This window comes from Micromonospora sp. SD12, assembly GCF_052068495.1.
Taxonomy (GTDB): domain Bacteria; phylum Actinomycetota; class Actinomycetes; order Mycobacteriales; family Micromonosporaceae; genus Micromonospora; species Micromonospora echinofusca.
In genome coordinates this window covers 1-12909 of sequence record NZ_JBQHDF010000029.1, presented here as the reverse complement: position 1 = coordinate 12909, position 12909 = coordinate 1, and the positions used below count along the sequence as shown (strand labels likewise).

Annotated in this window: 15 protein-coding genes and 1 pseudogene; 5 read left to right on the top strand and 11 right to left on the bottom strand. The window is 75.1% G+C overall.

The features are described from left to right. Positions 1 to 98: 98 nt before the first annotated feature. The gene (locus ACTMS2_RS28505; protein ID WP_441178142.1) at positions 99 to 1184 is read left to right on the top strand and encodes a hypothetical protein; all 1086 of its coding nucleotides are present in this window, start codon (positions 99 to 101) and stop codon (positions 1182 to 1184) included. A gap of 99 nt (positions 1185 to 1283) precedes the next feature. After that, positions 1284 to 1445: a hypothetical protein gene (locus tag ACTMS2_RS28500; protein ID WP_334609429.1), complete on the top strand. Its 162-nt coding sequence runs from the start codon at positions 1284 to 1286 to the stop codon at positions 1443 to 1445. A gap of 18 nt (positions 1446 to 1463) precedes the next feature. Here ACTMS2_RS28500 and ACTMS2_RS28495 read toward each other — a convergent pair whose 3' ends face one another. The 8 genes from ACTMS2_RS28495 to ACTMS2_RS28460 form a co-directional block, all read right to left on the bottom strand. After that, entirely contained in the window at positions 1464 to 2018 is a 555-nt protein-coding gene (locus ACTMS2_RS28495; protein ID WP_441178141.1) for a GNAT family N-acetyltransferase, read from the bottom strand. 62 nt (positions 2019 to 2080) lie between these two features. Next, the gene (locus tag ACTMS2_RS28490; protein ID WP_441178140.1) at positions 2081 to 2476 is read right to left on the bottom strand and encodes a nuclear transport factor 2 family protein; all 396 of its coding nucleotides are present in this window, start codon (positions 2474 to 2476) and stop codon (positions 2081 to 2083) included. Between the two features lie 50 nt (positions 2477 to 2526). Then, positions 2527 to 2820, bottom strand: coding sequence for a DUF6510 family protein (locus tag ACTMS2_RS28485; RefSeq protein ID WP_441178139.1), 294 nt, complete (start codon positions 2818 to 2820; stop codon positions 2527 to 2529). A 19-nt stretch (positions 2821 to 2839) separates the two neighbouring features. Next, positions 2840 to 3574, bottom strand: coding sequence for a ferredoxin reductase (locus ACTMS2_RS28480; protein WP_441178138.1), 735 nt, complete (start codon positions 3572 to 3574; stop codon positions 2840 to 2842). Next, on the bottom strand, positions 3571 to 4161 hold the full coding sequence (locus ACTMS2_RS28475; RefSeq protein WP_441178162.1) for a sulfite oxidase-like oxidoreductase: 591 nt from the start codon (positions 4159 to 4161) through the stop codon (positions 3571 to 3573). Before ACTMS2_RS28475 ends, ACTMS2_RS28480 begins: the two co-directional genes overlap by 4 nt. Before the next feature lie 80 nt (positions 4162 to 4241). After that, positions 4242 to 5261: a TerC/Alx family metal homeostasis membrane protein gene (locus ACTMS2_RS28470; RefSeq protein WP_441178137.1), complete on the bottom strand. Its 1020-nt coding sequence runs from the start codon at positions 5259 to 5261 to the stop codon at positions 4242 to 4244. Between the two features lie 215 nt (positions 5262 to 5476). Beyond that, complete coding sequence (locus ACTMS2_RS28465; protein ID WP_441178136.1) at positions 5477 to 6466, bottom strand: glycosyltransferase family 9 protein; 990 nt, start codon at positions 6464 to 6466, stop codon at positions 5477 to 5479. After that, positions 6459 to 7637 carry a glycosyltransferase gene (locus ACTMS2_RS28460; protein ID WP_441178135.1) on the bottom strand — a complete coding sequence of 393 codons (1179 nt, stop codon included), beginning with the start codon at positions 7635 to 7637 and terminating at the stop codon, positions 6459 to 6461. Before ACTMS2_RS28460 ends, ACTMS2_RS28465 begins: the two co-directional genes overlap by 8 nt. A 73-nt stretch (positions 7638 to 7710) precedes the next feature. Here ACTMS2_RS28460 and ACTMS2_RS28455 point away from each other — a divergent pair, with 73 nt between their 5' ends. Next, complete coding sequence (locus ACTMS2_RS28455) at positions 7711 to 8877, top strand: CaiB/BaiF CoA transferase family protein (protein ID WP_441178134.1); 1167 nt, start codon at positions 7711 to 7713, stop codon at positions 8875 to 8877. Between the two features lie 85 nt (positions 8878 to 8962). Here the strand turns inward: ACTMS2_RS28455 and ACTMS2_RS28450 are convergent, their stop codons facing one another. After that, positions 8963 to 9373, bottom strand: a complete 411-nt coding sequence (locus tag ACTMS2_RS28450; protein ID WP_089000707.1) for a DUF2267 domain-containing protein — start codon at positions 9371 to 9373, stop codon at positions 8963 to 8965. A 153-nt stretch (positions 9374 to 9526) separates the two neighbouring features. Here ACTMS2_RS28450 and ACTMS2_RS28445 point away from each other — a divergent pair, with 153 nt between their 5' ends. Next, complete coding sequence (locus ACTMS2_RS28445; protein ID WP_441178133.1) at positions 9527 to 9799, top strand: DUF2795 domain-containing protein; 273 nt, start codon at positions 9527 to 9529, stop codon at positions 9797 to 9799. Positions 9800 to 9954: 155 nt separating this feature from the next. Beyond that, entirely contained in the window at positions 9955 to 10608 is a 654-nt protein-coding gene (locus tag ACTMS2_RS28440; protein WP_441178132.1) for a DUF1345 domain-containing protein, read from the top strand. A 247-nt stretch (positions 10609 to 10855) separates the two neighbouring features. Here ACTMS2_RS28440 and ACTMS2_RS28435 read toward each other — a convergent pair. Both ACTMS2_RS28435 and ACTMS2_RS28430 read right to left on the bottom strand, forming a co-directional pair. Continuing rightward, a pseudogene (locus tag ACTMS2_RS28435) lies at positions 10856 to 11520 on the bottom strand (hypothetical protein). A 42-nt stretch (positions 11521 to 11562) separates the two neighbouring features. After that, positions 11563 to 12534, bottom strand: coding sequence for a pirin family protein (locus ACTMS2_RS28430; RefSeq protein ID WP_441178131.1), 972 nt, complete (start codon positions 12532 to 12534; stop codon positions 11563 to 11565). Between the last annotated feature and the right edge of the window lie 375 nt (positions 12535 to 12909).

Genomic DNA, 12909 nt, shown 5'->3' with positions numbered 1-12909 from the left:
GCGCACTTGCGACAGGTGGCTGTGCGGTTGCCGACAGTGACGTCTGCCGCGGTGGCGCACGCTGCTTGCCGACCCGACCCTCGTCACCAGGAGGAAAGATGCGACTCCGTTCGCTCGCCGCCGCCGCGCTGACCGCCGTGCTGACCGCCGGCGCGCTCGCCGCGGCCGGCCCGGCCGCGGCGGCCACCGCCGACCGGTGGGGCTTCGCCTACGTCAAGGACCCGACCGTGCCGGCCTGGACGGTGCTCGACACCACCCGGCAGTGGGGCAGCTGGAAGACCGCCTTCCCCGCCGCCTGGGCGCAGGGCGGCAAGCTCGCCCCGGGCCGGTTCCAGGTGCGCTTCCCGCAGGTCGCCGCCGGCGCGCGGGGCGTGCCGCACGTGACCCCGGTCAACCGCACCGGCCACTACTGCGAGGTCGTCCGCTGGTTCTCCGCCGGCGCCGACCAGATCGTCGACGTGCAGTGCCACAAGCCGGGCGGGGACCGCGACGACACCCCGTTCACCGTGCTGTGGACCACCAGCAGCGGGGTGCTGCCGGCGGGCACCTCCCACGCGTACGTCCAGCAGGCCGGCGGGGCGCTGGTCCAGTCGTACAACTCGACGGGGGCGGCCAACGGCCTCGGCCCGCTGGGGGTCGGCCAGTGGGCGGTGAAGCTCCCGGGCGTCGGGCTCGCCGGCGCGCTGGCCGGCGACGTGCAGGTCACCGCCGTGCAGCCGAACGCGGCGCCGCGCCGTTGCAAGATCGACAACTGGTCCGCCGCCGGGACCGACGTGGCCGCGAACGTGTCCTGCTTCGACCAGGCGGGCGCGCCGGCGGCCACCGACTTCGTACTGTCCTACCACCGTCGGCGGCCGGTGATCGGCTCGCTCGCCCCGCCGTCGCGCTTCGGCTACCTGGGCACCGGGGTCGGCGGGCCGACCAACGACAACTCGGTGCTCGGCGTCGGCGCCAACACGGTGGCCGCGATCGCCCCTGCCGGCCGCTACCTGGCGAAGTTCCCGCAGCTCGGGGTCAGCCAGACGCACGCGCAGGTCGTGGCGCAGGGCGCCGGGTCGAACTACTGCCACCTGACCCAGCCCTGGTCGACCGGCCTCGACGTGGAGGTGGACGTGCTCTGCTTCGACAACGCCGGGGTGACCACCCCGCACCGGTTCCTGGCCACCTTCACCTCCCGCGTCTGAGGCGGCCGCGCCGGGCCGGCTCACCCGGGGCGGGTGGGTTCGACTCACCCGCCCCGGCGACACGGTGGTCCCGGACCCGAGCGACGGGAGGACAGCGCCGTGAGCACACCGATGTCGAACGACCAGCGACAGCCGATCTACCTGCGGCAGAGCGGTCGCAGGCAGCTCACGCCCCGGCAGCGCCGGCGCGTCGAGCAGAAGCAGGGACGGTTCGAGCGCCTCGGCGTCCAGCGGGCCGAGGCGCGCCGGCCGGGACGCTGACCCGGCGGTCGGTGGCGGTCACGACGGGCCGCCACCGGCCTGCGTACCGGCGGGCGCCGGGGCGGTGATCGCCCACCGTTCGTGGTCGCGCCACGCCCCGTCGACGAACAGGTAGTCCGGTGAGTAGCCCTCCAGCCGGAATCCGAGCTTGCGCGCCACCCGGCGCGACGGCTCGTTGCCCGGCTGGATGTTCGCCTCCAGCCGGTGCAGGCCGAGCGCGTCGAAGGCGTGCCGGACCACCAGGCCGATGCCGGCGGAGGCGTGCCCGGTGCCCTCGTAGGGCAGGAAGGCTGCGTAGCCGAGGTACCCGCCGCGCAGCGCGCCCATCAGGATCCCGCTGATGTTCACGTAGCCGGCGATCGCGCCCGAGTCCCGGTCGCAGATCAGGTATCCGGCATGGTCCCGGCGGCGGATCTTACGCAGGTACGCGGCGTACCGCGCCGGGTCGTCGGGCGCGGCCAGCCAGGGGTGGTGCAGGTCGCGGCTGCGCCGGGCCGCCGCGACGAACTCGGCCTCGTCGCCCGGACGGGGCGGGCGGATGCCGACCGGCCCCGCCGTACGCAGATATCTCACGGCGAACCACTGTCACGGTGGGCGCCGCCGTTGTCCAGCGCGTTGCGCGCGCGACCCGGCACTCACGGTCCCGCGGGCCGGTCCGCCTCGTCGTCGACCGGCTCCAGCGTGTAGTGAATGGTCTGGGCGACGATCCAGCCCTGCTCGATGAGGAACGAGTCCGCCCCGTCGCAGACCCGTACGCCCTCGATCTGGGCCGTCCACTCCAGGAACGCCATCCGGCCCTCGACCATCCGGTTCGTGTACACGTACCGGGCGCCGGGCAGCTCGTCCTCCAGCCACCGGGCCAGCTCGCGGACCCCCTCGCGCCCACGGAACACGCCCCGGCGTTCCAGGACCACGCACGACGGCGACACGTTGCGCGCCAGGTCCTCCGCGAACCGGTGCTCGGCGGCCAGCCGCAGGTGGTCCTCGAACACCTCCCGCGCCGACCGCGCCCGCAGGGCCTCGTCCGTCACGTCGCCTCCGTCCGGTCCGAGAGTCGGGGTCACGTCCCCCTCCCCCGCCCTCACAGCGGGCCCGGGTACGGCTGCTCGGCCGGCATCGGCACCCGCAGGAAGGTGGCCCCGCGCAGGTCCAGCCAGGCGTCCTCGGGCGAGCGGACCAGCCGCAGCATCACCTCGGCACAGTTCGGGCAGCGGGCGACGAGGCCGGGCGCGTGCGGGTAGACCCGCAGGCGGGCCAGCGGGCCCGTCATGCCGCAGTGCGCGCACCGCCCGGCGGCCGTGCTCAGGTCGACGGCGAACAGCTCCCGCAGCGGGCCGTCGAGCATGTTGCCGTCCAGGTACGACGTGTCGGTCATCGGCGTTCCTCCTCGACGCTCAGCCGGTGGGGCCGAACCGTTCGGTCTTCACCCGGCGGCTCTGGTGGCCCAGCCCGACGAGCAGGTCCGCCGCCGTCTCCACGAACCCGGTCGGGCCGCAGACGTAGCAGAGGGGTTCCAGCTCCGGCGGCCAGCCGTGACTGTTGACGTCGGCCAGCCCGATCCGGTGCGGCTCGCCCCGCCAGCCCTGCGGGGCTTCGCGGGTGTACACGTAGGCGACGTCCAGGCCCGGGTCGTCGCGGACCCGGCAGCGCAGCTCGTCGGCGTAGATCACGTCGGCCGGCGTGCGCACCGAGTAGATCAGCCGGAACGGCACCCGGCTGCCGGCGGCGCGGCGGGCGCGGACCATCGCCATCAGCGGTACGACGCCCGACCCGCCGGCCACCAGCAGCACCGGTGCGGTCTCCTCCGGATGCCAGACGAACCAGCCACCGACCGGGCCGCGCACCTGCACCGGGTCGCCCTCGGCGTAGACGTCGATCAGGTACGGCGACACCTCGCCGTCGGGCACCCGCTGCACGGTCAGCGCGATCCGGTCGACCTCGGCCGGGCCGGCCAGCGAGTACGACCGGGCCGCCTGGTAGCCGTCGGGGGCGGTCAGCCGCACGTCGACGTGCTGCCCGGGCAGGTGCCCCGGCCAGCCGGGCACCTCCAGCACCAGGGTGTGCGCGGTCGGCGTCTGCGCCCGGCGTTCGCGCAGCCGGGCCACCCGCCAGCGCAGCGGGGCGGTCAATCGCCCTGGTACCGCTGCTCACGCCACGGGTCCCCGTAGTCGTGGTAGCCGGCGGTCTCCCAGAATCCGGGCTGGTCCTCCGTGGTGAGGCGGATGCCGCGCACCCACTTGGCGGACTTCCAGAAGTAGAGGTGCGGCACGAGCAGCCGGGCCGGGCCGCCGTGTTCGGCCGGCAGCGGTCCGCCGTCGTAGCGGTGCGCGATCCAGGCCCGCCCGCCGCGCAGGTCGGCCAGCGGCAGGTTCGTGGTGTAGCCGCCGTACGAGTGGGCCTGCGCGTACCGGGCGCCGGTGTCGACGCCCTCCAGCATCGTGTCCAGGGAGACCCCCTGCCAGCCCGTGTCCCGTTTCGACCAGCGGGTCACGCAGTGGATGTCGACCGTCGGGGTCTCCTGGGGCAGCGCCATCAGCTCGTCCCAGCTCCAGCGGAACTCGGCGCCGGACTCGGTGGAGATGACGAACTCCCACGTCTCCAGCGGCACCCTCGGCGTCGGGCCGGCGGAGAGCACCGGGAAGTCCTGCGTCAGGTACTGCCCCGGCGGCAGGGCCGGCTCCGCTGAGCGGGGCCGGCCCTGGAAGCCCGGTGACACGATTCCCACCCGTCAGTCGTACCACCCGGGGTGGGTGGCACGGCGCGGTCGGACGGATCCGCACCGCGACGGGTGACGCCTCAGCGCCGCTCGACCACGATCTCCTTCTCGCCCCCGCCGGCCTTGCTGGTGGCCCGCAGGCTGGTGAGGGTGACGATCACCAGTACGCCGATGATGACGCCCAGGGAGGCGAGGGTCGGGATCTCCGGCACGCCCGGCCAGATGCCGTGCGCCCAGTGCAGGCCGAGCTTGACGCCGATGAACGCCAGGATGATCGCCAGGCCGTAGCTGAGGTGCACCAGCCGGCTGAGCGCGGCGTGCAGCACGAAGTAGAGCGCGCGCAGCCCCAGCAGGGCGAACGCGTTGGTGGCGAAGACCAGGTACGGGTCCTCGGTGATGCCGTAGACGGCGGGCACCGAGTCGACGGCGAAGACGATGTCCGTGGCGAGCAGCGCCGTCACCACGAGGGCGAACGGGGTGAGCGTACGCCGGCCGGCGATCCGCACGACCATCCTCGGACCGTGGTAGTCCTCAGTGACCGGCATGAACTTGCGCAGCAGCCGCACCGAACGCATCTTGCTGATGTCGACTTCCTGCTCGTGCCCGGTGACGGCGTCGCGCAGCAGCTTCGCCGCCGTGAGCAGCAGGATGATCGCGAAGAGCAGGAAGGCGAAGTCCAGGGTCTGCAGGGCCGCCGCGCCGATGGCGATGAACACCGCGCGCAGCAGGAGCGCGCCGGTGATGCCGTAGAGCAGGGCCCGCTGGGCCAGCTCGGCCGGCACCGCGAACGCGGCCAGCAGCAGCATGAAGACGAAGAGGTTGTCGACCGAGAGGGACTTCTCCACCAGGTAACCGGTGAGGTACTCCACGCCCTGGTTGGAGCCGAAACGGGACCAGATCCAGGCGCCGAAGGCCAGCGGCAGGGCGATGTAGAAGGCGGACCAGCCCAGCGCCTCCCGCATCGACACCTCGTGCGGCTTACGGGTGACCAGGAAGTCCAGCACGAGCAGGGCGATCACGGCAGCGATGGTGACGCCCCACAGCGTGGGGGTACCCACCGACTGGAGATCGGTGGCGGCAAGATACGGCAAATCGGACATGGAGCCTCCTCGAACACCCTGTCATGTTCGAGGTCTCCTTCACCCACTTTTCGTGGGCAGCCACCCGAGGCGTGCTCCGGGCACGCCGTACTGACCGGGATGGCTCGTGGGAAGTACTCCCCTCGTCGCGACAAGGTTAGGGCAGGCCCGTGGGCTCGGCAAACGGGGCACGCCAGATCACACCGGCGACGTGTGACGCGGGCTTGCGTCCCAGCTCAGCTGGCGGTTACGGCGGCGAGCACGGCCGCCACGTCGAGGTCGGCCATGCACGCGGGGCCGGCCGCGTCGAGCGGGCAGCGCGCCTCCCACCAGCAGGGCTGCTCGGTGATGGCGGTGGGACGCCGGTACGCGCACCCGGGCAGGCCCTGCAGGTCGGTGCCGCCCATGCCGTACCGCCGGGCGTCGGTGGGGCCGAACAGCGCCACCGTCGCGGCGCCGGCCGCGGCGGCCAGGCGCACGGGCCCGGTGTCCGGCCCGACCACCACCCCGCCGCGCCGCCCCACCGCGGCGAACTGCCCGGCGAGGGTCGGCAGGTCGGCCCGGGGAAGCGGCACCCCGAGCGGCGCGGCGGGATCGACCGGGCCGACGGTGAGCACCGGGTGCCCGCGCCGGGTCAGGGCGCGGGCCAGCCCCCGCCAGTGCCCCCGCGGCCAGCGCTTGACCGCCATTCCGGCACCGGTGACGAGCACCACCGGCGGCGCCAGGGGCTCCCCCACCAGCCGCGCCACGGCGCGCTCTCCCGCCCGCCGGGCCGCACCGGCCAGGTACACCCGGGGCCGCGCGCTCCGGTCGGCCGCGCCGAGCAGCCCTTCGGCGCAGAGGACCTCCAGGTAGCGGTCGCCGACCGGCTGCTGCGGCGGCGGGTCGCGCCACAGGTTCGTCACGGCCCGCCCGGCGCCGACCTCGAGCAGGTCGGGGATGCCGTCGTAGCGAGTGGTGCTGACCGCGAGGTCGGGTCGGGTGGCCGCGAGGGCCGCGACGACCGCGTCCCGCTCGGCGCCCGGCCGGCCGTGCGGGGGTGTGCGCACCTCGGCGACCGCCGGGTCGGCGCGCACCAGCTCCGCCCCGGGGTCGTGGGTGAGCAGCCGCAGCCGCGCGCCCGGGTTGCGACGGGCCAGCCCGTGCACCGCCGGCAGCAGCATCAGCAGGTCGCCGATCCCGCCGAGCAGGTCGACCACCAGGATGTTCGCGTACCGCTCAGGCATCCGCGCGGCCCAGGGTCCGGACGTAGAGGTCGCGGTGCGCGGCGGCCACCCTCGGCCAGGAGTACGCGGCGGCGAAGGCCCGCGCGCGCTCGGCGAGCCGGCGGCGCAGCACCGGGTCGGCGAGCAGCCTGCCGACGGTACGCACGATCGCGGCGCTGTCCCGGCGGGCCCCGATCACCGCGACCGCCCCGCTGCGGTGCGGGCCGTCGTCGCCGGCGTCGGACTCCGTCACCGCGGTCGGTACGCCGTGCGCGAGCGCGGCGAGCAGGGCGCCGCTCTTCGTGCTCACCCCCGTGGTGAACGGCAGCACCGCGACGTCGGCGGCGCGCAGCGCGGCGGAGACCCGCTCGGCGGGCAGGTGCCCGGTGAACGTCACCGCGTCGGCCACCCCGCAGCGGTCGGCCAGCCCGGTCAGCTCGGCGCGGAACGCCTGCGCCTCCCGCTCGGGCAGCGCCTGCGAGGTGAACCCGCCGACCACCAGCAACCGCAGGTCGGGGTGGTCGCGCCGCAGCTCGGGCAGGGCCTCGATGAGGTACCGCAGCCCCTTCACGGGGTGCACGAAGCCGAAGAAGGCCAGCAGCGGCGCACCCTCGGGCAGGCCCAGCTCCGCCCGCAGGCGGGACCCCGCCGTCGCCGCCCCGACGTGGTCGACGACGTTCGGGGCGATCGGGATGTGGGTGGCCGCCCGGCCGGTACGGGCGCGCACCACGGCCCGGTGGCCGGGGTTCGTGACGATCACCGCCGCGCTGGCCGGCACCAGCCGGCCGGACTCCCGGTCCCAGCAGCGGGTCCGCTCCACCGCCGACCAGAGCCGTCCCGGCAGCCAGCCGGGGCAGGCCCACCAGCCGTACTCGTGCAGGGTGGTGACCAGCGGCACCCGCCGGGGCAGCCGCCACGGCAGCAGCCCGGCCTGCCCCGAGAACCGGTACGCCGACGGGGCGAACTGCACGTGCACCACGTCGGGGGTCAGCTCCCGTACCCGGCGGGCGGCCCGGCCGGTGGCGACCCGCCAGCGTCCCCGGTCGCCGTCGGGGCGCACGGGCACCGGGGTCACCTCGACGCCGACGCCGTCGAGCGCCTCGACCAGGTGCGTCACGTAGTCGCTGACGCCGTCGGCGTCGGGGCGACCGGGACCGTGCAGCATGGCCACCCTGATCCGGTCGTCGACCACGCCACCTCCCACGTCTCGACGGGCGGGTTCCCGACCCCTTACGGGGCAAACGCGCCTCGCCTATGGTGTGCCGATGACGGAGGACCTCCCGGCCGGCCCGCTGGCCGGCGTGCGGGTGATCGAGCTGGCCGGCATCGGGCCCGGTCCGTTCGCCGCGATGATGCTGGCCGACCTGGGCGCTGACGTGGTCCGGGTGGACCGGGCCACGGACGTGGACCCGGCGGCGTTCGGCACCGCGCACCCGGACCTGCTCAACCGGGGACGCCGCTCGGTCGGGGTGGACCTGAAGTCCCCCGGCGGCCGGGAGGTGGTGCTGGCCCTGGTCGCCGGCGCCGACGCGCTGATCGAGGGGTTCCGTCCGGGGGTCACCGAGCGGCTCGGCGTCGGCCCGGCGGACTGCCTCGCGGTGAACCCCCGGCTGGTCTACGGCCGGATGACCGGCTGGGGTCAGGACGGCCCGGCCGCGCCGTACGCGGGGCACGACATCGGCTACGTCGCGCTGACGGGCGCGCTGCACGGCATCGGGCGGGCCGGCGAGCGCCCGGTGCCGCCGATGAACCTGCTCGGCGACTTCGGCGGGGGCGGGATGATGCTCGCCCTCGGCCTGGTCTCCGCCCTGTACGCGGTGCGCGGCGGCGCGCGGGGACAGGTGGTCGACGCGGCCATCGTCGACGGCGTGGCGGTGCTCAGCACCCAGATCCACGCGCTGCGGCGGCTCGGCATGTGGCAGGACGCGCGCGGGGTGAACCTGCTCGACGGCGGCGCACCGTTCTACGACACCTACGAGTGCGCCGACGGCCGGTACCTGGCGGTCGGCGCGCTGGAGCCACGGTTCTACGACGAGCTCGTCCGGCGTACCGGCTTCCCGCTGCCCCCGGACGAGGCGCTGGACCGCACCGACCCGGCGAACTGGCCGGCGCTGCGCCGGTCGTGGGCGCGGCTGTTCCGCACCCGGACCAGGGACGAGTGGACGGCGCTGCTGGACTCCTCGGACGCCTGCGTGGCGCCGGTGCTCGACTGGCGGGAGGCACCGGAGCACCCGCACCTGGCGGCGCGGGGCACCTTCGTCCAGCGGGACGGGGTCACCCAGCCGGCCCCGGCGCCCCGTTTCTCGGGCACCCCCACCGCGCTGCGCCGCCCGCCGCCGCAGCCGGGCGAACACACCGACGAGGTGCTGGCCGAGGCGGGCTTCGACGCGGGGCGGGTGGCCGCCCTGCGCGCCGCCGGCGCCGTCGCCTGACCGCCGACGGGAGCCTGTCGGCGTCGTGCCGGTGGTTCCTCGGTGGTCAGGTGGGCGACGGTGTCGCCGACGAACAGCCGGCGGGTCAGGAACGGCGCAGGGTGGCGCCCGGCGCCATGGCGGGCTCGACCATGTCCCGAAAGTCGCGTGGGAGCTGGACCACCACGTCGTCGAACTCGCCGCCGCTGATCGCCTCGCGCAGGGTCACGAAGACCGCCCGGGCGGCGTCGCGCGCGGCGGGCTCGGTCACGTCGGCCCGCACGGCGACGCGGGCGACGAACTCGGCCGCGCCGAACCGCTCCGCCGACTCGGTGCGTGGGCTCGGCTTCAACACGAGCTGCAACGGCTTGGGCAACTGGGCGGCCAGGTCCAGCACCTCCCCGCCGGTCAGCCGCTCGGCGAGGGTCTCCAGCGTCGCCCGGGTCAGCGCCACCGCCTGCTCCGAGGAGGTACGGGTGCGCTGGGCGACCTGGTCGACGAAGGTGTCGTAGTTCATCCGGGCTCCTTCGGGCTGGTCGGGGCCTGCGCGTACCCGCCGGCGGGGCGGGGAAACGGCGGGGATTTGCGCGCCGGGCGGCGCGTGACGGTCGCCCGGGCGGGTAACCGCCGCCGGTCGTGACCCGATCGATGCCCCGGAGGAGCCGACACCATGGCGAGTTACGCCGACGTGCTGCAGTACCTGTCGAGCCTGGACTACCCGGCCGAGAAGGACGACGTGGTACGCGAGGCCGAACGGGAAGGCGCCCCGCCGGACGTGCTGCGCGCGTTGCGGGCCCTGCCGCCGGTCGACTACGCCAACGGCAACGAGGTGGCCCGCTCGGCGGGCATCGAGGCGGCACCCGAGGTCGGCCCCGCCCAACGGGCGGAGCAGGCCCGGGACAAGCGGCACCAGCGCGTGTCGCAGCACCTGCGCGGCATCTGAGCCTTGCCGTCGCGGGCCAGCGGCTCGTCGCGGCGGTCGCCCGCGGCGAGCGCGTCCCCGACCCGACCGAGCGCGCCCTCGCCGGGGCCGGAGCGCGGCTGGTCACCGCCGCCGCGCGTACGGAAGCCGACGCGGCCGGTCCGCGCCGGTGCCGGATGACGGCCCGTCGGCCGGTCGGGCACACGCCGGCCGCCGTCCAGCTCACCGTGATGGGCGTGGTCGGCCTGGCGGTCGGCGGGCTCGCCGCGCTGGCCGCCACGCCGGCGCTGGCGCCGCTGGCCGGCTGGGACGCCGCCTCGCTGAGCTGGCTGGTGCTGGTCTGGCACAAGCTGTGGCCGATGGACGCGCGGCGCACGGCCCAGGTGGCCGTGTACGAGGACCCGAACCGGGCGGCGCGTGACGCGCTGCTGCTCGCCGCCTGCCTGGCCAGCCTGCTGGCCGTCGGCGTCGTGGTGACCCGTACGCACGGGGCGCCCGCCACGCCCGCCCGCAACGCCCACGGCGGGCTGGCCGTGCTGAGCGTGCTGCTGTCCTGGCTGGTGGTGCACACCGTCTTCGCCGCCCGGTACGCGCGGATCTACTACACGGGGCCGGACGGTGGGATCGACTTCAACCAGGCCGAGCCGCCCCGCTACTCGGACTTCGCCTACGTGGCGTTCACCGTCGGGACGACCTTCCAGGTCTCCGACACGGCGCTGACCAGCAACCAGATGCGCCGTACGGCGCTGCGGCACTCGATGGTGTCGTACCTGTTCGGGGCGTTCATCATCGCGGTCACGGTGAACCTGCTGGCGGGCCTGGCGAGGTGAGCCGGCGGCCCGGTCGACCCCGGGCGGGACGCGGGGGTGCCGGACAGGCGGGCGCCCCCGTCGCGAACCGCGACCGGGGCGCCACGCAGAACCTGTCCGGTGGCCGGTCGGGCCCGAACCGGGCCGCGACCACCAGGCGGTCGATGTACGCCCGAACCGGGCGGGCATCAGTGCCGCGACCATCATACGATGAAACATCATCCGTTCGGCTGATTACGAAGTAAGTGTGGGCCAGCCCACCCGCAGGTCAGGCAGCCAACTCCGCGTACCGCTTCTCCAGGTCGACCCGGGCCAGCGCCCCCACCAGCCAGGCCAGGCGCTCGGACTCGCCGCTGCCGGCGAGGCTCGCCAGGTCGTCGGCGGAGCGGCCAGCCCCAGCCGGCGGGCCGCGGCCAGCGCCCTGCGGTCGGCCACCGGCGCCACCTCCCGCCACAGCGCCTGGGCCTCGCGCAGGAAGAGGTCGACCACCGTGGCGTCGACCCCGGGCAGCTCGGTGAGCAGCTCCCGCTCCCGGGCCGGGTCGTGGTGGGCCACCGCGCGCAGCCGGCGCAGGTCGCCCCGGTAGCGCTCGACGACGGCCCGCGCCAGGTCGCCGAGGGTGTCGGCGAGCGCGTCGACGTCGCCGCGTTGGCCGCTGTCGCGCAGCACGCGTACCCGGTCGGCGTGCAGGGAACGGGCCAGCCGGGCGGCGCTGTCCCAGCCCGCGGCGGGCAGGGCGTGCGCGCTGTCCACGGCGCGCCGGAAGTCGCCCCGGCGGGCCAGCAGCACGGCGAGGCAGAGCACCTGGAACAGGCTCGACGGGTTGTTGATCACCCGAAAGCCGTACTGCTCGGCGAAGCCGCGCCCGCTGCCGGCGAGCCGGCGCACCAGACGTTTCCTGTCCTCGACGTGGGAGGTGGCTGTGGTCGGCATGCCGGCGACTACCCACGCCGCGCCGGGCCACGCCTGCCCAACTCAGCCGTGCAGGCCGCCGCTGCGGTCGCGCGCCTTGAGCCGGGTGGTGGGCAACGCCGGTGCGGGCAACGGCGGGGCGGGATCGTCGGCGACGACGCCGAAGCGCCGCCCGGCCATCCAGTCCTCCCGGGCGGCTGCCACCTCCTCGTGCGAACGGCCCACGAAGTTCCACCACATCACCAGCGGTTCCTCGAACGGGGCCCCGCCGAGCAGCAGCAGGCGGCTCCCCGGCTCGCCCGTCACGGTGAGGCGCTCCCGACCGGTGCCGAGGTAGAGCAGCGCCCCGGGGGCGAAGCGCACCCCGTCGACCTCGGCGGCGCCGGACATGGCCAGCAGCCCGTACTCGAAGTCGGGGCGCAGCGGCAACATGGCCGGCGCGGGCCCGCGCAGCTCCAGCTGGGCCCCCAGCAGCGGGGTGTACGTCCGCGCCGGGGACCGCTCGCCCGCCAGCTCACCGACCAGCAGGGTCACGTCCAGCTCGCCGTCGCGCCAGCGCGGCAGGTCGGCGTGGTGGGCGAAGTCGGCGGCCCCGGCGCGGGCCGGGTCCGGCAGCGCCACCCAGAGCTGTACGCCGTGCATCAGCGGCGGATGCCGCTCGGGCGACCGCTCCGAGTGGGCGATGCCGTGCCCCGAGGTCATCACGTTGAGCTGGCCGGGGCGGATGGGCTGGACGTTGCCCAGGCTGTCGCGGTGCAGGATCTCCCCGTCGAGCAGCCAGGTCACGGTCTGCAGGCCGGTGTGCGGGTGCGGCGGCACCTCCATGCCGGGCCGCTCGGCCACGTCGTCCGGGCCGAAGTGGTCCACGAAGCACCAGGCCCCGACCATCCGCCGCTGCCGCTGCGGGAGCAGCCGGCGAACGGTGGTGTAGCGACCCAGCGGCACGTCGTGCCCCGGCAGCAGGACGCTGCCGGGATCGGCCGTGGCCACACCAGGTGGTCGGGTCTCCGCGGGCATCTTCTCGGTGCGCTCCACCGCCCGACTGTACGCCCGGCCACGACACCGAGCCGCCGCTCGCCCACCACCTGCGGGCACCCCGGCACTGGCGGGCACCCGGCACCCGCCGACACCCGGCATCTGCGGGGCTCCCGGCTACTGCCGGCTGCCGGGCATGCGTCTGGCCGGCACCCCGGGTGGGGTGCCGGCCAGCGGCAGTCGTTCACACTGCTCGGGTCAGCCGTTCCAGTGCTCGGCCACCAGGTCGGCGGCCATCTGCTCCCACTGCGCGTAGTGATCCGGGTACGCCGACACCTGCACCGTCTGCGCGGCCTCAGTCAGCGGCATGTCCTGCCACCCGTCGACCTGCTTCAGACCCTTCAGGAACGCCATCGTCGAGTACTCCGGGTCGGT

Coding starts and splice junctions, on each gene's coding strand:
- ACTMS2_RS28505 (WP_441178142.1), top strand. CDS start 99: ATGCGACTCCGTTCGCTCGCCGCCGCCGCGCTGACCGCCGTGCTGACC.
- ACTMS2_RS28485 (WP_441178139.1), bottom strand. CDS start 2,820: ATGACCGACACGTCGTACCTGGACGGCAACATGCTCGACGGCCCGCTG.
- ACTMS2_RS28470 (WP_441178137.1), bottom strand. CDS start 5,261: ATGTCCGATTTGCCGTATCTTGCCGCCACCGATCTCCAGTCGGTGGGT.
- ACTMS2_RS28465 (WP_441178136.1), bottom strand. CDS start 6,466: ATGCCTGAGCGGTACGCGAACATCCTGGTGGTCGACCTGCTCGGCGGG.
- ACTMS2_RS28455 (WP_441178134.1), top strand. CDS start 7,711: ATGACGGAGGACCTCCCGGCCGGCCCGCTGGCCGGCGTGCGGGTGATC.
- ACTMS2_RS28450 (WP_089000707.1), bottom strand. CDS start 9,373: ATGAACTACGACACCTTCGTCGACCAGGTCGCCCAGCGCACCCGTACC.
- ACTMS2_RS28445 (WP_441178133.1), top strand. CDS start 9,527: ATGGCGAGTTACGCCGACGTGCTGCAGTACCTGTCGAGCCTGGACTAC.
- ACTMS2_RS28440 (WP_441178132.1), top strand. CDS start 9,955: ATGACGGCCCGTCGGCCGGTCGGGCACACGCCGGCCGCCGTCCAGCTC.